The sequence below is a fragment of the Bordetella genomosp. 8 genome (genome assembly GCF_002119685.1).
Lineage (GTDB): Bacteria > Pseudomonadota > Gammaproteobacteria > Burkholderiales > Burkholderiaceae_B > Bordetella_C.
In genome coordinates this window covers 547,765-565,851 of sequence record NZ_CP021108.1, presented here as the reverse complement: position 1 = coordinate 565,851, position 18,087 = coordinate 547,765, and the positions used below count along the sequence as shown (strand labels likewise).

Genomic DNA, 18,087 nt, shown 5'->3' with positions numbered 1-18,087 from the left:
CGCGCGGCTAGGCATGGGCGTCAGCTGAGCGCCGCGCGGCTCGGCCCGCGCGGTCGATTCGCGGGTCAGCCGGTATAGGCCTCGATGAAACGGCTGACGATGCCGTTCGAATAATGGCTGGCGATATGCGTCAGGAAGCCGGCGAAATCCACCGGCGCGGCGATGTCCGCACGATCCGAGATCGTGCGCAGCACCGAGCAGGGGATATCGTATTCGTGGCACACCTGGGCCACCGCCGCGCCTTCCATTTCCACGCATAGCGCGTCCGGCAGCGCATGCGCCACGCCGCCGGCCGTATCGGCGTCGCTGATGAAGCGGTCTCCGCTGGCGATCAAGCCGCGATGCAGCATGGGCGCGCCGATGGCGAACAGATCACGCGTGGCGGCGTCCACGTCGCGCCCCAGCGCCAGGGCCAGGTAGTCGGCGGCGCACTGCGCCAGCACGCCATTCATCCGCGCATCGGTGGGCAGGCGGCTGACGCCCAGCAGGGGCACCTCATACTGCGGGAACAAGGGGCGCGCATCCAGGTCGTGATGCAGCAAGGCATCCGCGATCACCACGTCGCCGACGTTCACCCCTGGCGCGACGCCGCCGGCCAGGCCGGTGAACAGCACCGCGCGCACGTCGAACTCGCGGATCAGCGTGACGGCCGTCGCCGCGGCCGCAACCTTGCCGATGCGTGCGAGCACCACCACGCAAGGCTGGCCGTACAGATCGCCGACGTAGTAATCGCGCATGCCTATGCGGCGGCAGGCCGCGCCCGGCCCCATGTGCGCGAGCAGGCCGGCGATCTCGTCATGCAGGGCGGCCATGATACCCAGGGGCGCTGGCGACATGCGGGTCCTCAGCAAGAAGTGGTGGCGGACGCCGCACCGGGGGCGGCGGTCATGGAAGACGGAGCCGGGTCCGAGGTCGAGAACAAGGCTGGGTCCGAGGCCGAGCCCGGCGCCGGACCTGGACCCGGACCCGGACCCGTCGGCGACAGGTCCGGCCCCAGCAGTTCGCGTTCATCGAATACGAAGCAACTGCCCTTGAAACCCGGTCCGCCCGTTTCCTCGAAATACTTCAGGATGCCGCCCTCCAGCTGGTAGACGTCGCGCACGCCTTCCTCTGCCATGAACAGCGCGGCTTTCTCGCAGCGTATGCCACCCGTGCAAAAGCTGACCACGGTCTTGCCTTCCAGCTCGGCGCGATGCTCGCGCAAGGCGGCCGGAAACTGCGTGAAGCGTTCGATGCGCCAATCCAGCGCGCCTTCGAAGGTGCCGGCGTCGACTTCGAAGGCATTGCGGGTATCCAGCATGACGATGGGCCGGCCGGCGTCGTCCGTGCCGCGCGCCAGCCAGCGCGCCAGGGTCCGGGCGTCCACGCCGGGCGCGCGGCCGGCTTCGGGACGTATGGCCGGATGATCCATGCGGATGATTTCCCGCTTGACCTTGACCAGCAGCTTGCGGAACGGCACCTCGTCGGAATAGCTGTACTTGGCTTCCAGGTCCGCGAAGCGGGCGTCCTCTCGAAGCCATTCGAGGAAAGCCGCGATCGCCTGTTCGCCGCCGGACAGGAAGAGGTTGATGCCTTCTCCGGCCAGCAGCACCGTGCCCTTCAACGCCCGCGCCGAGGCGCATTCCATTACCCGTTCGCGTAGCGCCACGGCGTCATCCAGGGTGACGAACTTGTACGCCGCGATGTTGACGATCTTCGACATGAGCCCGCTCAACGCCCCATATCGGCACGCGCGAAGTCGAGGACCTCGCCGTTATCCAGCGTCAGCGACAGCCTGTGGGGGTTGCCCATGTCATCCACCGACGTGGCCCGGACGCGCGTAAGCGACGCCAGGAAATCCTGTTCCACCTGGTTCAGTTCCGGACGCGCGCAGGCCATGCGCGTCGCCACCGGCGCCGAGCGGATGATCAGGTTGCCGTTGGCCACCGTGTAGTCGCTGCTGTAGTTGTTGCAGCCCGCGTAGCCCGCCACGCGCAACTGCGCGCCTTCATGGATGAAGCCCATGGTGATGGGCCGCTCACGCCCGTCGTTGTGCGGAATGGTCCGCAGCGTGCCGCCGGCGCGCGTCCAGCGCGCCAGCACCCAATTGGTCTGGGCCAGGAAGTCGGACGCATAGGCAGGCTGGTAGCGCGCCTGCGCCAGGTCCGGCTGCACGCGATGGGCGCAGGCCGCCAGCGCGACCAGCGCGGCCGCCGACGAAAGGATGCAGGCGATGCGGCGCGTGCGGGGGAAAAGCATGGGAAAACTCCTGGATCAACGCGCCGGGATATCCTGGCCGCGCAGGAACGTCAGGACATCGCCGTTGCGTACGGTAAAAATCATCTGGTGCGGCGCGCCGCCGCTATCCAGGCTGAACGAACTGATATGCGCCAGCGCGGACAGATAGGCACGCTCGGCCTCGCCGAGTTCCGGGGTGCCGCACTTCAGCGTGCGGCTGGACGGCAGCGTAATGGTCAGCTTGCCGCCTTGCAACTGATAGGTGCCCGAGAACTCATTGCAACCGGAATAGCCGGACACCCGATAATCCCGGTTCCGCGCCATGAAACCGATGCTCAGCGGCGGATAGATCTGCCCCAGCTGCAGCGGGTAGTCCGAGCCGTCCGGCGACTGCCAGCGGACCAGCCGCCAATTGGTCTGCGCCAGGGAATCGGACGTCGTGGCGGCCTGCGCCGCGCCAGGCCCCTGCGCTTGCGCATGTCCCGTCGTCGTCGAGCATCCCGCCAGGCTGACGGCGGCGATCGCCAATACGGTGCAACGGGTCAAGGTAAGAAGCGGCATCGGGGAATCTCCTGGGACGGGCCGAGGCTGCGCCTCCATGGCCGAAGCCTATATTGTAGGCAGGCCGCCAGCATGATCCGTCCAAGGGTGCTTCATTGCGTAACGGGCGCCATGGCCCGGCGCAGGGCCGGATCCGCCGCCTGCAGCCGCTCGCGCAGCAGGCGCGCGAAGGTCGTGGCCGCCGTCGTCCGGTGATGGCGCTTGGACCACAGCAGCGCGGTCACGCGTATGGGCACCGGCTCGTAGACGGGAATCACCGCGACCCTTTCGGACGGGTCGATGGTGCTTTCCGGCAGCAGCGTGGCGGCCTGGGAATCCGCCGCCAGGTCCATCATCAGGCTCAGCGCATTGGTCTCGCAGACGATATTCGGCACCAGCCCGCGCTGGTCGAAATACTGGTCGACCAGCGAACGGGTGTAGTAATCGCGGGTCATCAACACCAGCGGTTCCCGCGCCAGGTCGGACAGGCGCACCCGTTTGCGCGCGGCCAGGCGATGGTCCCTGCCCACCACCAGCATCAGGCGCTCGGTGAAGAGGGATTCGACTTCGGTCTCCTCCAGGCGCGCCGGAATGAACGCGATGCCCAGGTGCAGGTCGCCGGCAGCCAGCTGCGCCTCTATCATCGGCGCCATCATTTCGGTGACGGTCAGGCGGACGTCCGGGTAGCTGCGCATGAACTCCGCGACCACCGGCGGCAGCAGCTTGCGCATGAAGGACTGGCTGGCGCCTATCCTCAGGTGGCCGCGCCGCAGGGCGTCCAGCTCCTCGACGGCCGCGCAGCCCGCCGCCAGTTCGTCCAGGGTGCGCCTGGCATAGGCGTGGAAAACCTGGCCTTCCTGGGTCAGCCGGATGTGCTTGCCGGAGCGGTCGAACAGCGCCTTGCCCAGATGCGCCTCCAGCTCGGCCAGCTGATGGGACAAGGTCGGCTGCGTCACGAACAGCTTTTCCGCCGCCTTGGAAAAATGCAGCGTATCGGCGATGGCCAGGAAATACTCCAACTGGCGCAGCTTGATTCCGGATTTATTGGTCATATCGGCAACGGGCCCCTGGGGCGGCCGGTGGTTGCGGCGGCCAGGCGTAAGCGTAACGAATTATGGCGGCTTTCGATGCAAGAAATAGAAAATCGCCATTGGACAGGCTTAGGGGTCCTGCCTAGAGTGTCGCCGGCAAGGCTGCAAGGCATAACCGAATAATGAGGAGAACGCTGTGAAGGCATGGAATAAATGTCGCCTGGCCGCCAAAGTGGCGGCCGCGCTCTGTCTGGCGGGCGGCGTCGCCCAGCAGGCCCGCGCGGAGTATCCGGAACGCCCCATCACCATGATCATCCCGCTGGCCACCGCCAGCGCCGTCGATAATGTGGCGCGCCTGGTGGCCCAGGAAATGGGCAAGATCCTGAACCAATCGATCGTCGTGGAAAACCTGCCGGGCGCCGCGGGCGCCATCGGCGCCAACCGGGTGGCCACCGCCAATCCGGACGGCTACACCATCGGCGCCTTCAACGACAGCATCCTGACCATGGTGCCCAACCTGTCGAAAACGCCGTGGAATCCGCTGAAGGACTTCGCGCCGGTGTCGCTGGTGACCACGTTCGAATGGAGCCTGATCGGCACGCCGGGCCTGTACAAGAACGCCGGCGACCTGATCGCGGCGGCGAAGGCGGCGCCCGGACGCATCGAATACGCGTCGGGCGGTATCGGTAGCCCCCAGCACATCGCCATGGCGCTGTTCGCGTCGGAGAACAAGCTGAACATGGTGCACGTCCCTTACCGCGGCGCGACGCCGGCGGCGCTGGGCGTGGCGGGTGGCGAAGCGAAGGTCGCCTTCCAGGCGCTGGCGACGTCCAAGAGCCTGATCGACAGCAAGCGCGTGGACCTGTTGGGCATTTCCTCCGAAAAGCGCCTGGCCGACTATCCCAACGCGCCGACGATCTCCGAATCGGGCTCGCCCGGCTTCCTTTTTTCGTCGTGGTTCGTCATCGTCGCGCCGGCCAAGGCGCCGCCCGCGGTGATCGAAAAATTGAACGCAACCATCAAGCAGGTCCTGGCCAAGCCCGAGGTGCAAGCCAAGCTGGCCGCGCAGGGCGCCAATCCGGTGGGTTCGTCGCCGGAAGAACTGGGCAAGCGCACCGCGGAAGGCTATGCCGTCTACGGCAAACTGATCCGGGACAACAACATTCAAGCGGAGTAACGGCGCCCCCGCGCCAAGAAGGCATACATGATTCACTCGATCAACCCTTACGACGAATCCACGCTGGCCACGTTCGACGAACATGACGCGGCCACCATAGAAGCCACGCTGGCGCGCGCGCAGTCCGCGCAGCGCGACTGGCGCCGCACCAGCCTGGCCCAGCGCCAGGACCTGCTGCGCCGGCTGGCCGCCGCCCTGCGCGCCGGCAAGGCGGAATACGCGGCGCTGATCACGGCGGAAATGGGCAAGCCCATCACCGAGGCCATCGCCGAAGTCGAGAAGTGCGCAATCAACTGCGATTACTACGCCAACGAAGCCGAACGCCTGCTGGCGCCGGAGATCGTGGCGAGCAACGCCACCCACAGCAAGGTCGTGTTCGACCCGCTGGGCACCGTGCTGGCCGTCATGCCGTGGAACTACCCGTTCTGGCAGGTCATGCGCTTCGCCGCGCCGGCGCTGCTGGCGGGCAACACGGCGGTACTCAAGCACGCCAACAATGTGCCGCAGTGCGCCCTGGCACTGGCCCAGGTGTTCGATCGCGCCGATGCGCCCAAGGGGCTGTTCTCCACCCTGCTGGTGAATTCCTCGCGGGTCCAGGACCTGATCGCCGACGACCGCATTGCCGCGGTCACCTTCACCGGCTCGACGCCCGTGGGCCGCACCATCGCCTCCCAGGCCGGCGCCGCGCTGAAGAAGCAGGTGCTGGAACTGGGCGGATCGGATCCCTTCATCGTCCTGGCCGACGCCGACATCGACCTGGCCGCTCGCACGGCCGTCAAGGCGCGCTTCCACAATACCGGCCAGAGCTGCATCTCGGCCAAGCGCTTCATCGTCGAAAGCCAGGTGGCGGACGCCTTCGTCGAGGCCTTCGTCGCCCATACCCGCGCGCTCAAGGTGGGCGACCCGCGCGATAACGGCGTGGATGTCGGGCCGATGGCGCGCGACAACCTGCGCGACGACCTGCACCAGCAGGTGCGCGCGTCGGTGGACGCGGGCGCGCGCCTGCTGGTCGGCGGCGCGCCGCGTGCGGGCAAGGGCTATTTCTTCGAGCCGACGGTGCTGGACCGCGTGACCCCCGACATGGCCGCCGGCCGCGACGAGACCTTCGGCCCGGCCGCCGCCATCATCCGCTGCAAGGATGCCGACGAAGCCATCCGCATTGCCAACGACACGGTGTTCGGCCTGGGCGCCGCGCTGTGGACCGGCGACCTGCAGCGGGCTGATATCCTGGCGCGTGAGATCGAAGCCGGCGCCGTGTTCATCAACGGCACCGTCGCGTCGGATCCGCGCCTGCCCTTCGGCGGCATCAAGCAATCCGGCTACGGCCGCGAGCTGAGCAGCTATGGCCTGAAGGAATTCACCAACATCAAATCGGTCTGGACCGGCCCCGCGCGCTGAACGCCGCGCGGACCAGGTTGTTATGGGAGTCCAATCATGACCACATCCACCAAGACGAATAACGGCACGGCGAAACCCGCCATCTATCGCCCTTCCGACCTCACCGCCTACGAGCGCGGCGGCGGCGCGCGCACGATTCCGCTGGTCACGGCGGGCGACGGCGCCACGGCCTTCATCAATGGCATCACGGAATTCGCGCCCGGCACCAAGATCCCTTTCCACAGCCACAATTGCGAGGAAAGCGTGATGCTGCTGGAAGGCGACGCCATCCTCGACATCAATGGCGAAGAACACCGGCTGCAACCCATGGACACGACATGGATACCGCCCAATGTGTCGCACCGCTTCCGTAATATGTCGGACACGCAGCCCATGAAGATCCTGTGGATCTACGCGTCGGTCGACGCCACGCGCACGCTGACGGAGACCGGCGCGACCAATCCGGTGGCGCTGGAACATATCAAACGCTGATACGCCGGGCGTATCGGCAAGGAGCCATGATGTTTCTTGAAATAGCGCAGATCGACATCAAGGACGGCACGAACGCCGACTTCGAAGCCGGCGTGTCCAAGGCCAAGCCCTTATTCCTGCGCGCCAAGGGCTGCAGCGGCGTTTCGCTGCAGCGCTCGGTCGAACATCCGAACCGCTATCGCCTGTTCGTCGAGTGGGCCACGCTGGAAAACCACACGGTGGATTTCCGCGGTTCCGAGGACTTCGCCAAGTGGCGCGAGCTGGTCAGTCCTTATTTCGCCGTACCGCCGGTAGTGGAACACACACAGCTGATCGATCTGGGTTGATCGACCTGATAGTCGCACGCCGCGATTCTCCGGAATCGCGGCGTTTTCTTTGCCGGCGCCGCTGTCATATCCGGCGAACCCCGCACGGCCGGCGGCTAACGTTTTGTTTCTGACAGGAAGCTTAAAAAACCGGGTCGCGGTGATACCATCCTTGCCGAAGTGCCCAGGCTCGAGCAGCCTTGGCGACGCCGCCGCGGGTCGCGCTGTCCGGCCTCTGCCCGCTCCGTCCACGGTCATGGAATGCCTCCTGTGCGCGACGCCTCCACGCAGTCCTCCGCCACACCGAATGCGTCCCGTGCGACGGGCGCCCGCCCCTCGCCCCTGCTGTCGACGCTGGATGTCATGGCCCTGGTCGTCGGCATCGTCATCGGCGCGGGCATCTTCAGCGCGCCCGCACTGATCGCCGCCAATGCCGCCAGCCTCGACCACATCCTGATCGCCTGGGTGGTGGGTGGGGCGATCTCGCTGGCGGGCGCCATGTGCTACGCCGAGCTCGCGACGACCTATCCGGACGCGGGCGGCGACTATCACTACCTGCGCCGCGCCTTCGGCGAACGCACCGCCTTCCTGTTCGCCTGGGCGCGGCTGACCATCATCCCCACCGGATCGATCGCGCTGCTGGGTTATGTATTCGGGGACTACGCCAGCCAGATCCACAGCCTGGGCCCGTACTCGGCGGCCATCTATGCCGCCATCACGGTCGTGGCGCTGACCATCCTGAACATCGTCGGCCTGAATGCCGGCAAATGGACGCAGAATTTCCTGACGGTGCTGGAAGTGGGCGGCGTGCTGTTCATCATCGGCGCCGGCCTGTTGATGGACAGCGCGGGAGGCACAGGCGCGGTCGCGCCCGCCGGCCTGCCGACCGCCACCAACTGGGGGCTGGTGCTGATCTTCGTCATGCTGACCTACGGCGGCTGGAACGAGGCCGCCTATGTTTCCGCCGAAGTCGTCGGCCCCGGCCGCAACCTGCCGCGCGCCCTGTTCTGGAGCCTGGCGCTGGTGACGGTGGTCTACCTGCTGGTCAACCTGGCCTATGCCAAGGTCCTGGGACTGGCGGGCGTGGCCGCCTCGAACGCCGTCGCGGCCGACGCGCTGCGCGCCGTCATGGGGGAAAACGGCGCGCGCATCATCAGCGCGCTGATCGCCATTTCCGCACTGACGTCGGCCAATGCAACGGTGCTGACGGGCGCCCGCACCACCTATGCCTTCGGCCGCGACGAACCGATGTTCCGCGTGCTGGGCCGCTGGGATACACGCCACCACACGCCGACCAACGCCTTGCTCGTACAGGGCCTGATCGCGCTGGCCCTGGTCGCACTGGGCGCGGCCACGCGCAGCGGCTTCGCCACCATGGTCGAATACACCGCGCCGGTCTTCTGGCTGTTCTTCGTCCTGACCGGCATGGCGCTGTTCGTCCTGCGCCGCCAGGAACCCGCGCGGCCGCGCCCCTTCAGCGTCCCTTTCTATCCGTTCACGCCGCTGCTGTTCTGCGGCACCAGTGCCTATCTGCTGTACGCCAGCATCATGCATACGGGCGTGGGCGCGTTCACCGGCCTGGCCGTGTTGGCGCTGGGCGCCCTGGTATTGCTGTTCCGGCGACGCCCGACGACGGTACCCGCCGAGTAGCCGACGGTACGCGGCGCTGCCTGCCCGGACCTGGATCGCGCGCCGCTGCCTGCATCGACGTTGCATCGACGTTTTCCCTACACCCTCCAGGAGCTGCACCATGCGCATACTTCGGCATTCATGGAACTTGGCCTTGACCGGCGTCCTGCTGTTGACGACGGCCGCGGCACAGGCGCAACCGGCGGCGGATGCCACCGCCAAGCCGCGCGCGCCCGACGTCATTTTCGTCCCCACGCCCCCGGCGGTGGTCGACGCCATGCTGCAGGTGGCCAATGTGGGGCCGAACGATGTCCTGTACGACCTGGGCTCCGGCGACGGCCGCATCCCCGTGACCGCCGCGAAACGCTACGGCACGCGCGGCGTCGGCGTCGACATCGACCCCGTCCGGATCCAGGAAGCGCGTGAAAACGCCAACAAGGAAGGCGTGACGGACAAGGTCCAGTTCATCCAGGGCGATCTGTTCGAACAGGACCTGTCGAAAGCGACCGTCATCAGCCTGTACCTGCTGCCGTCGCTGAATCTGAAGCTGCGGCCCATGCTGCTCAAGCTGAAACCCGGTACGCGCATTGTGTCGCACGCCTTCGACATGGGTGACTGGACGCCTGATCAAACGCTGACCGTGGACGGCCGCATGGTCTACTTCTGGACCGTGCCGGCGCATTGAAGCCGCCAGGCCATGGCGGCGCCGGCCGCTATGGCTGCCAACGCATCTGGTGCTCCAGCGCGTTTTCGCCGACCACGGCAAAACCGCAGCGCTCGTACAGCCTTCGGGCCGGATTGCCTTTCAATACCTCCAGCGTGATGGCGCAACCGGCGCGCGCGGCTTCCGCCTGCAGGCCGCGCACCAGCTTGCCGCCCAGTCCCTGCCCCTGCCGGGCCGGCGCGATCTGGACCTGCACGAGCTTCCATTCGGCCGCGCCGCGAGCCACCTTGAACAGGCCCACCAGTTCGGCGCCGTCATAGACCAGTAACGCGTCTTGGAACCTGTAATTGACACGCGCCAGGTTGGCTTCGTCGTCGCTGGGCGCGCCGGCCCGTTGCAGATGCGGCGTCATCGTCTGCTGGCGCAAGGCCATCAGGGTGGGAATATCCGCGTCGGTGGCGGGACGAAAGGACAATTCGGGCGTTGCTTGCATTCCACGATTCCAGGAAATATCAGGCCGATAATCAAAACGCTTCAACCGAAACCTAAAGCACGAGGTGATTCGGGATCCCTAGGATAAGCGCATGCCTGATCGCGAATTATCGCCAAGGCGGAAGGCGAACGCGACTCGCAGGTCCAATCCGCCGCATCAGAGGCATGCGGCGCAGAACAAGGAGCGCTTCATGTCCGAATTCGTCGATACACCCTTTGCTGACCTGCGCATTCCGTGCTCGCACGACGGCAGGACAGTCCTGGCGGCCATCGCGCCTCTATGCGTATCCATGAAGCTGGATGCCTGGGCGGAATTGCGCCGTATCGACAGCGACCCTGACCTGCGGGAAATGGTGCAGACCGTGCAGGATTCCGGGCGGGCGACGGAAACGGCCACGCTGCCGATCGGCGCACTGACGCTATGGCTGGACCGGCTGTCCGATACGCACGCCGATACCAATCTTCGCCATCGGCTGGCCATCCTGCAGTTCGAAGGCTTCCAGACTTTGCTGGATCACTGGACGATGCGCTCGGAAGGCGCGGCCCAGGCCGGCGACGCGGCGGCGGCCAAGCGCCAGTTCCGCCGGCTGCAGGCACAGATCGCGTCCTTATCCGATGCGCTGAAGAACAGCGGCACACCGATCGAGCAGGAAATCCTGCGCGCGCAGCTGAGCCAGCTGTGCCACTTCCCCGTCTTGCCACGCGCCAGCGCATCGCCGGTGCTCGAGCGCTTCTGGGACACCGTGTTCGGCCGCATGATGAACGGCGCCGAACTGAATCACGCGCGTCGCTCCGATCGCTTCCTGGCGTTGAATTTCCGGCATCTGGCGCGCGAGCTGGCGAGCGCGCCGGAGCCCATCGAACTGACGCCGGAGCTGCGCAACGAGCTCAAGAAAAGCCGGCATCCGTACTTCCTGGGCGTGCGGGTGGTGAACAGCCGCATCGCCCGCAAAAGCCTGCGGTGCTGGGTGTTCAACCTGCACTAGCGCGCGCCGGCCCCTACTGGCAGGGCGCGGGATGCCGCCGCGCCCGCGTCCCGGCCTTAAGTATCTGGCTGGGTACGTCGTGCCCGATCAAGCCCGGCAGGGTTTCCGCCGCCGCCAGGATGCCGGCAAGGTCGACGCCGGTGTCGTAGCCGTCCAGGGAGAGCATGTGCACGAGTTCTTCCGTGCAGGCGTTGCCGCTGGCGCCGGGCGCGTACGGGCAACCGCCGATACCACCCAGCGATGCATCGAAGCGGTCCACGCCGGCGCTCAAGGCCGCCATGGTGTTGGCGAGCGCCATCCCGCGGGTATTGTGGAAATGCAGCGTCAGCTCGATCGCCGGGAACAGCGACCTGGCCTTGCGCGAGATGGCCTCGACCTGGCTGGGATAGGCCATCCCGGTCGTGTCGCACAAGGTAATGCCGTTCACGCCGCGCTGGGCGAAACGGTTCATCAGCTCGAAGACCTCGTAGGGATCGATGTCGCCTTCCATCGGGCAACCGAATACCGTGGACAGCGACACGTTGACGGCGACATGGCTGCCGCGCACGGCGTCGATCACATCGGAAAGCTGGGCGAACGACTCGTCCCGCGACATCCGCAGGTTGGACCGGTTGTGGGTTTCACTGACGGACATCACCAGATTGACCTCGTCCACCCGGCACGACAGCGCGCGCTCGGCGCCCCGCACGTTCGGCACCAAGGCCGTGTAGACCACGCCGGGATGCCGCCTGATCTCGTGCATCACGATCTCGGCGTCGCGCAGTGCCGGGATGGCCTTCGGCGACGTGAAGGACGTCGCCTCGATCTTGGCGTAGCCGCAGGCGGACAAGGCATCGATGAAACGTATCTTGTCCTGGGTTTCGACGAACCGGCTCTCGTTCTGGAATCCGTCGCGCGGCGCAACTTCCTGGATATACAGCCTTTTGCCGGCGTTTGCCGTACTGGTATTCATGCGTGCCTCCTTCGAAGCGCCAGTCTAGCAACGGCCACCTTCCCACGGAATCGACGGTTCATGATGCCGCCATCGCGCGTCGCGATGGCCGGTCCAGAGACGCCGTCGCCCCTGGCGATGCCCCGATACCCCGCCGTATACTGCGGCGCATGCACCTGGACCCGACCTCCCTCCGGCTGTTCATCAGCGTGATCGAAGAGAAAACGATCGCCGCCGCCGCCGAGCGCGAGCACATCGCCGCCGCGGCGGTCAGCAAGCGCATGAGCGAGCTGGAAGAGCAGCTCAAGAGCCAGCTGCTGGTGCGCACCAACAAGGGAATCCAGCCGACCAACGCCGGCATGGCGCTGGCGTCCATGGCGCGACGGGCCTTGCGCGAGCTGGACGATATCGCGGTTTCCATGCGGGAATACGCCAGCGGCGCCCGGGGCTTCATCCGCGTCTTTGCCAACATTTCCGCGCTGACACAGTTCCTGCCCGGCGACCTGCAATCCTTCTCGGCGGCATATCCCAATATCCAGCTGCAGCTGGAAGAGAAGATCTCGCCCGCGATCCTGAAGGCGGTGCATGAGAACGCGGCGGACGTCGGGATATTCTCCGGCATGCCGCCCGGCCGCGACGTCGAGATCCTGCCCTACCGGCGCGATACGCTGGCCTTGATCGCGCCCACCGGCCATCCCCTGCTGGAGCGGGCCGATTTCCGGTTCGCCGATGCGCTGGCCTACGATTTCGTCGGCCTGCACACCGGCAGCGCCATCAACCAGATTGTCGCCAATGCGGCGGACCGGCTGGAACTGCCCTTGCGCGTCAAGGTCCAGGTCACGGGCTTCGATACGCTGTGCTTCATGGTGAACGCCGGGCTGGGCCTGGGTGTGCTGCCCCTGGATATCGCCACGCTATATGCGCGCATCTTCGATATCGGCATCCTGCCCATCCAGGAACCCTGGGCGCGCCGCGAACTGCAGATCTGCGTACGCGCGTTCGAGGCCCTGCCCACCGCCGCCAAGCTGTTCGTGGAACACCTGACCGGCAAGGCGCCTCCTGGGGCGCAATCCGATCACCAGACGCGATAGACCTGACCGGTTTCGATGCCTTCGATGCTGCGGCGAAACGCCAGCGCCGCGCGGGCGGCCGGCACCGGTTCGAAGCCGGGAAAGCTGGCGCCATAGGCTTCCTTCGCTTCGCTCAGCAGATTGGGGCTGACCGCATTGATGCGCGCGTCGCGCAGCTCGAAGGCGGCGGCCCGCACAAAACCTTCGATGCCGGCATTCACCGCCGTCGCGTTGACGCCGTCGCGGATGACCGCGTCGCTGAGTATGCCCGTGGTCAGCGTGATGGAGCCGCCCGGACGCAGGTAGTGCTGGCCGACCAGGGCCAGGCGCACCTGCCCGAGCAGCTTGTCGCGCAGCCCGACGTCGAATTGCTCGGGCGTCATCTTCGCCAGGGACCCGAAGTGCACGCCGCCGGTGGCCGATGCGATGGCATCCACCTGGCCGACTTTTTCGAACAGGGCGCGCACGCTGTCGTCGTCACGGATGTCCACGGGATGCACGGCGTCCGAACGGCTGGCGGCGACCACCTCGTGATCCTTTTCCAATTCCAGAACGATGGCGCGCCCCAGGAACCCGGTGGCGCCTACCAGCAGTATTTTCATGTTTTCACCTTTGATGTGCCGCTGGCGCATCGGCTCAGAGCCGGCTCGCGGACCAGTTGCCGCCAGACCCGCCGCTGACCGTGCCCTGCATGGCCTTGCCTGTGATCGTACCGCTGTAGGCGGCGCCGTTGGCCTTGAAGGAAATACGGTCGCCATCGAGGCGCGCCTCGGTGATCGGGGTCGAGCCCAGCGTGCCGCTCAGCACCTGGTATTTCTGCCGCAGCTGCAGATCCTGCTTGCCCAGGCGCCACGTACCGTCCACCTTCGCCGGCACGATCCACAACAGCGCCGTGCAGTAGTGGTCGCAGCCTTCCCGTACCGACTCGGAGCGGTCGGGCTGCCAGTCGCCCATGCGGAAGCTGTTCGAGACCACCCGCGTACCCGGCTTCAAGGCCAGCAGCCTGGGCCGCAACTGCTCGTTGATGGAAGGCAGCAGGAACATGGTGATGACGTCCGCTCCCCCCAGGTCGGTTTTGAAAAGATCCGCCGTCACGAAGCTCGCGCGGTCCGCCACGCCGGCCTCCTTGGCATTGCGCCGCGCCAGTTCGACCATCTGCGGGTTGTATTCGATGCCGCGGGCCCGGAGGCCGCGTTTGGCGGCGGTGATCACCGTTCGGCCGTCGCCGGACCCCAAGTCCAGCAACTTGTCGCGCGGCGTCACCTGCGCCATATCCAGCATTTTTTCCACCAGGACCTGCGGCGTCGGCACCCACACGACGTCCTTGCCTTCCTGGCCGACGGTGGGCTTGTAGGTGTCCCTGCCGCTAGCCGCCGGCGTGGCGGCGCGCTCCTGCGCCGCTACCGGCGCCACCCACAAGGGCAGGGCCAGCGCCGCCGCGGCGGCGGCACGAAGAACCCCGGTAAACGAACGAGCCGCTCTCCTGCTTGTATGGAACGTCATGATGCCTGGTCTCCAGGTTCGCGACGTGCGTCCAGCCCCGGCCGGAAACGCACGACAGAGATTGGGCATGCGATCCCCCGCTGCCCCCGCGGCTCCATCTTGCGTGACCTGGCGCGTGCTGTACAGCCTGAAGATGTGCTAATCCGTCACCTGTCCACGCGTTCCCAGCAACCGGTCGGTCAGATCGATCGTCGATTTGTCGACAGGCTTCAGCTCGGGCTCGGTGGAACGCAGGATTTCGGTCATCTTGGCGTAACCCTGATCCGACACACGGCCATCCGGTGAAATCAGCTTCGGCACCACGGCGGTCATGGCCTGGATGAACGCATCGCCGCGGTCGGGATATTGCTGGCGCACGATCCTGGCCACCGCGGCCGGATCCCGCTGGATCAATTGCTCGGCCTTCAAGACCGCGCGCGCCACGCCTCGCGCCGCTTCCGGATGGGCGTCCACCCATTTCTGCAGGCCGATCACGGCCTGACCGGAATGCTCGGTCCGGCGCCAGTCGTAAAGCACTTCGAATTTGCCGGGAGCGTCGATCTGGTAGCCCAGCAGATCGGGCGTGGCGGCCATGACGGCGTCGACCTGCCCGGACTCCAGGGCCGCGCGCGCGGTATTGCCGCTGCCGATGCCGACGATGGTCACGTCGCGGTCCGGGTTGATGCCCAGCGAGCTCAATGCCCACCGCAGGGTGTTGTCGGAGTAGCTGCCCGGCGCGCTGACGCCCAGCTTCCTGCCCTTGAGATCGGCCAGGCCCTTGTAACCCTTGCTAGCCGGCACCACCAGGGTATGGGTCAGGTAGCGGTCGATGCCGATCAGGATGCGCGGATCGATGCCGCGGTTGGCCAGGCGCAGCACGTGGTCGGTCGCGAACGCCGCCAGGTCTATCGAACCGCCCACCAGGGCCTGCACCGCCACGCCTCCGCCACGAAACTGCATCGGCTGCACGTCCAGGTTTTCCGCCTTGAAGTACCCCTGGTCGATCGCCAGCAGGATGGGAATCTGCGATTCGTTGGTGCCGATCAGGCCTATCGTCACCTTGGTCTGGGCCCAGGCCGGCGCGGATGCCGCGCCCAGCAGGACCATGGCCGCGAGCGCGGCATGCAAGCGTTTGAACATGTCGCGCCCGTTATCCCTGTACCAATGCCGCGCGATACAGCACGCGCCGGCTCCCGCCATAATCCTTGACGCCGCGATGCTGCACCACGCGGTTGTCCCAGACCACCAGCGCGCCTTCGCGCCACTGATAGCGGGCCTGCACGTCGGGCGATTTGATCACGTCGAACAGGATGCCCAGGAGGTGATCGCTGGTAACGCGCGACACGCCCTGGATATAGGCGGTGTACGACTCGTTGACGAAAATCTGCTTGCGCCCGGTGACCGGGTGCTGCCGTATGACAGGCACCACGATGGGCGGCAGCTTGGCGCGTTGGCGTGCCAGCTCCACCGGATCGTCATAGCGCTGCATCAGATGGCCGGTCGCCTCGGCGGAACTGACGGCGGTCAGGGTGTCCAGGTAAGCGGCGAACAGCGGATCGAGCTGTTCGTAGGCCAGCGTGGCATTGCTGTATACCGTGTCCCCACCCAAGCCGGGAATGGCGGCGCCGTACAAGGCGGTGATGGTGGGCGGATCCGGGCGAAAGGCGCCGTCGATATGCCAGATGTGGTTGCGCAGATACTTGTCGCGCGCGGAATCGACGGCGTTGGCCAAGGGACTGCCATCCACCGAAGGCATGTGCGGCCCCGCGTAGGGAATCGGCGTGCCCAGGAAAGACAGGAACTCGACGAAGCGGGCCGGTGACACCGTGCCTGGCTCGAACTCAAGAAAGCCTTGCTGGAACAGCGCTTCGCGCAGGCGATCGGCGATCGCCGGGGGCAGCGCCTCGCCGTCATCGCGCAGCCCGGTGACACGGGCGCCGCCGGCGGGGGAATAAGGGAGTATCGACAACTCGGTGTCGAGCAGGGTCGTATCAGTCATTTTGCGTGCTGCCCATGATGTCATTCCAGATGGCTTCCACGAACTCGTGGAAGCGTGGCTCCCGCCGCACCTGGCGGGCATCGCGCGGGCGCGGGAGATCGATGCGGTATTGCGACTTGACGCGTCCGGGGCGGCCGGTCATCACGACCACCCGGTCCGACAGGCTGACAGCCTCTTCGATGTCGTGGGTGACGAAGATGATGCCTTTGCGATAGCGGCTCCATATCTTGAGCAGCTCCTGTCCCATCAGCACCTTGGTCTGGGCGTCCAGCGCGCCGAAAGGTTCGTCCATCAGGTAGATATCCGGCGCATAGGCCAGGATGCGGCACAGCGCCACGCGTTGACGCATGCCGCCCGACAGCGCCGACGGGTAATAGTCGCCGAAGCGCTTCAGGCCGGTGAATTCGAGCAGTTCTTCGACGCGGGCGTCGCGCGCCTGCCTGGGAAAGCCGCCGCATTCCAGGCCGACTTCGATGTTCTGTCTCACGGTTGCCCAAGGCAGCAGGGCATCGCGCTGGAACATGAAGCCGATGCCCGCCGGGGTTTCCGTGACGGGATTGCCGCGCACCAGGATCTCGCCGCCGGACGGCCGCTCCAGGCCGGAAATCAATTTGAGCAGCGTCGATTTTCCGCAGCCGCTGGGCCCGACGATGGACAGGAACTCGCCCTCTTCCAGCGTCAGGTCCACATCGACCAGGGCCGGCTCCGCGCCGCCGAAGTCCATCATTGCCCGCCGGGCCTGTACCGCGGGAATCGCCGGCGCCGCGGCCATGCTTGTCTGCATCGTCATACCCTTTGCCTCAATACCGCTTGCCGAACAGCCGGCGCTCGGCCACCTTGACCACCTCGTTCAGCATCATGCCCACCACCATCAACACCACCAGGCCGGTGAACACGCCGATCACGTCGATACGCGACGCCGCATGCTCCACGTACCAGCCCAGGCCGCGATTCGCGCCCAGCAACTCGCCCACCACGGATCCGATCAGTGCCAGGCCCACGCCCACGCGTACCGATGCGAAGATCCAGGGGACGATGCCAGGCAGGACAACCTTGCGCAGGATGTAGGCGCGCGATGCGCGCATCGCGCGCATCATGTCGATCAGTTCCCGGTCGATGCCGCGCATGCCCTCGTAGGTGTTCAGGATCACCACGAACACCACCATGGAAAACGCCATCACCACCTTGGACGCGGGGCCTATGCCGAACCAGAGGATGAACAGCGGCGCCAGCGCGATGCGCGGGATGCTGTACAGGCCCAGGAAGAAGGGCTCCAGGACCCGTTCGATATAGCGGTTGCTGGCGAACAGCAGTCCGATGGGTATCCCCACCACCAGGCTCAACAGCAGGCCGGCGGCCGCCTGTCCCAACGTGGGCAGCGTATGCCACCACAGGTCGCCCGACCCGATCAGCGTCCACAGGCGCACCGCGATCTGCGATGGCCGCCCTATCCAGAACGGCTCGACCAGCCAGCGAGAAGCCGCTTCCCAGCCTGCCAGGAAAACCAGGGCGAAGATGACGCGACCCGCGGCCACGCGGACGTCTTCCGCCCGCTGTCCGGCCGCCCGGGGTATCGATGCCTTGCCGGGGCCGCGCGTACCGGCCGCGTCGGCCTTTACGGATTGCCCGGCGGCGTCCCCGCCCCGTATGGCCAATGCCTGCTGTACGGTTCCGCTCATGACGACTCCTTCGCCA

The 18,087-nt window shown here is 66.3% G+C and carries 20 protein-coding genes and 1 pseudogene; 8 read left to right on the top strand and 13 right to left on the bottom strand.

Translation table 11 applies throughout. From position 1 onward, the window contains the following. Positions 1–65: 65 nt before the first annotated feature. From CAL12_RS02590 to cynR, 5 genes and pseudogenes are all read right to left on the bottom strand, one after another. Entirely contained in the window at positions 66–836 is a 771-nt protein-coding gene (locus CAL12_RS02590; protein ID WP_086063056.1) for a 5'-methylthioadenosine/adenosylhomocysteine nucleosidase, read from the bottom strand. A 140-nt stretch (positions 837–976) separates the two neighbouring features. Continuing rightward, positions 977–1,702: pseudogene (locus tag CAL12_RS02585) on the bottom strand (sulfurtransferase); the annotation flags it as partial. 8 nt (positions 1,703–1,710) lie between these two features. Then, a complete protein-coding gene (locus CAL12_RS02580) occupies positions 1,711–2,238 on the bottom strand; it encodes an META domain-containing protein (RefSeq protein ID WP_086063054.1) in 528 nt (175 codons plus the stop codon). A gap of 15 nt (positions 2,239–2,253) precedes the next feature. Next, positions 2,254–2,778: an META domain-containing protein gene (locus CAL12_RS02575; protein WP_086063053.1), complete on the bottom strand. Its 525-nt coding sequence runs from the start codon at positions 2,776–2,778 to the stop codon at positions 2,254–2,256. A 92-nt stretch (positions 2,779–2,870) separates the two neighbouring features. Further along, on the bottom strand, positions 2,871–3,809 hold the full coding sequence (gene cynR, locus CAL12_RS02570) for a transcriptional regulator CynR (RefSeq protein WP_086063052.1): 939 nt from the start codon (positions 3,807–3,809) through the stop codon (positions 2,871–2,873). A 175-nt stretch (positions 3,810–3,984) separates the two neighbouring features. Between cynR and CAL12_RS02565 the strand changes: the two genes are divergently transcribed. The 6 genes from CAL12_RS02565 (at position 3,985) to CAL12_RS02540 (ending at position 9,453) form a co-directional block, all read left to right on the top strand. Next, positions 3,985–4,965, top strand: a complete 981-nt coding sequence (locus tag CAL12_RS02565) for a Bug family tripartite tricarboxylate transporter substrate binding protein (RefSeq protein ID WP_086063051.1) — start codon at positions 3,985–3,987, stop codon at positions 4,963–4,965. Between the two features lie 27 nt (positions 4,966–4,992). Beyond that, entirely contained in the window at positions 4,993–6,363 is a 1,371-nt protein-coding gene (locus tag CAL12_RS02560) for an NAD-dependent succinate-semialdehyde dehydrogenase (protein ID WP_086063050.1), read from the top strand. A gap of 36 nt (positions 6,364–6,399) precedes the next feature. Then, a complete protein-coding gene (locus tag CAL12_RS02555; protein WP_086063049.1) occupies positions 6,400–6,834 on the top strand; it encodes a cupin domain-containing protein in 435 nt (144 codons plus the stop codon). 29 nt (positions 6,835–6,863) lie between these two features. Beyond that, complete coding sequence (locus CAL12_RS02550) at positions 6,864–7,160, top strand: antibiotic biosynthesis monooxygenase family protein (protein WP_086063048.1); 297 nt, start codon at positions 6,864–6,866, stop codon at positions 7,158–7,160. Between the two features lie 240 nt (positions 7,161–7,400). Then, positions 7,401–8,789 carry an APC family permease gene (locus CAL12_RS02545; protein ID WP_086063047.1) on the top strand — a complete coding sequence of 463 codons (1,389 nt, stop codon included), beginning with the start codon at positions 7,401–7,403 and terminating at the stop codon, positions 8,787–8,789. A 100-nt stretch (positions 8,790–8,889) separates the two neighbouring features. Beyond that, on the top strand, positions 8,890–9,453 hold the full coding sequence (locus CAL12_RS02540; protein WP_086063046.1) for an SAM-dependent methyltransferase: 564 nt from the start codon (positions 8,890–8,892) through the stop codon (positions 9,451–9,453). A 28-nt stretch (positions 9,454–9,481) separates the two neighbouring features. On the opposite strand, the gene CAL12_RS02535 is transcribed toward CAL12_RS02540, so the two are convergent. Beyond that, on the bottom strand, positions 9,482–9,925 hold the full coding sequence (locus CAL12_RS02535; RefSeq protein WP_086063045.1) for a GNAT family N-acetyltransferase: 444 nt from the start codon (positions 9,923–9,925) through the stop codon (positions 9,482–9,484). Between the two features lie 190 nt (positions 9,926–10,115). On the opposite strand from CAL12_RS02535, the gene CAL12_RS02530 reads away from it, so the two are divergent. Further along, a complete protein-coding gene (locus tag CAL12_RS02530) occupies positions 10,116–10,910 on the top strand; it encodes a phage antirepressor N-terminal domain-containing protein (RefSeq protein ID WP_157792869.1) in 795 nt (264 codons plus the stop codon). A 13-nt stretch (positions 10,911–10,923) separates the two neighbouring features. On the opposite strand, the gene CAL12_RS02525 is transcribed toward CAL12_RS02530, so the two are convergent. After that, a complete protein-coding gene (locus tag CAL12_RS02525; protein WP_086063043.1) occupies positions 10,924–11,862 on the bottom strand; it encodes a hydroxymethylglutaryl-CoA lyase in 939 nt (312 codons plus the stop codon). 149 nt (positions 11,863–12,011) lie between these two features. Here CAL12_RS02525 and CAL12_RS02520 point away from each other — a divergent pair, with 149 nt between their 5' ends. Further along, complete coding sequence (locus CAL12_RS02520) at positions 12,012–12,932, top strand: LysR family transcriptional regulator (RefSeq protein ID WP_086063042.1); 921 nt, start codon at positions 12,012–12,014, stop codon at positions 12,930–12,932. Here CAL12_RS02520 and CAL12_RS02515 read toward each other — a convergent pair. The 6 genes from CAL12_RS02515 to CAL12_RS02490 all read right to left on the bottom strand — a co-directional run bounded on the left by CAL12_RS02515 (position 12,917) and on the right by CAL12_RS02490 (position 18,071). Beyond that, positions 12,917–13,513 carry a short chain dehydrogenase gene (locus tag CAL12_RS02515; RefSeq protein WP_086067633.1) on the bottom strand — a complete coding sequence of 199 codons (597 nt, stop codon included), beginning with the start codon at positions 13,511–13,513 and terminating at the stop codon, positions 12,917–12,919. The genes CAL12_RS02520 and CAL12_RS02515 overlap by 16 nt on opposite strands. A gap of 34 nt (positions 13,514–13,547) precedes the next feature. Then, positions 13,548–14,414 carry an SAM-dependent methyltransferase gene (locus CAL12_RS02510; protein WP_086063041.1) on the bottom strand — a complete coding sequence of 289 codons (867 nt, stop codon included), beginning with the start codon at positions 14,412–14,414 and terminating at the stop codon, positions 13,548–13,550. 138 nt (positions 14,415–14,552) lie between these two features. Beyond that, positions 14,553–15,533, bottom strand: a complete 981-nt coding sequence (locus CAL12_RS02505) for an ABC transporter substrate-binding protein (RefSeq protein ID WP_157792868.1) — start codon at positions 15,531–15,533, stop codon at positions 14,553–14,555. Positions 15,534–15,543: 10 nt separating this feature from the next. Then, a complete protein-coding gene (locus CAL12_RS02500; RefSeq protein WP_157792867.1) occupies positions 15,544–16,392 on the bottom strand; it encodes a TauD/TfdA dioxygenase family protein in 849 nt (282 codons plus the stop codon). After that, entirely contained in the window at positions 16,385–17,182 is a 798-nt protein-coding gene (locus CAL12_RS02495) for an ABC transporter ATP-binding protein (RefSeq protein ID WP_086063039.1), read from the bottom strand. Before CAL12_RS02495 ends, CAL12_RS02500 begins: the two co-directional genes overlap by 8 nt. Positions 17,183–17,192: 10 nt before the next feature. After that, entirely contained in the window at positions 17,193–18,071 is an 879-nt protein-coding gene (locus tag CAL12_RS02490) for an ABC transporter permease (protein ID WP_086063038.1), read from the bottom strand. Between the last annotated feature and the right edge of the window lie 16 nt (positions 18,072–18,087).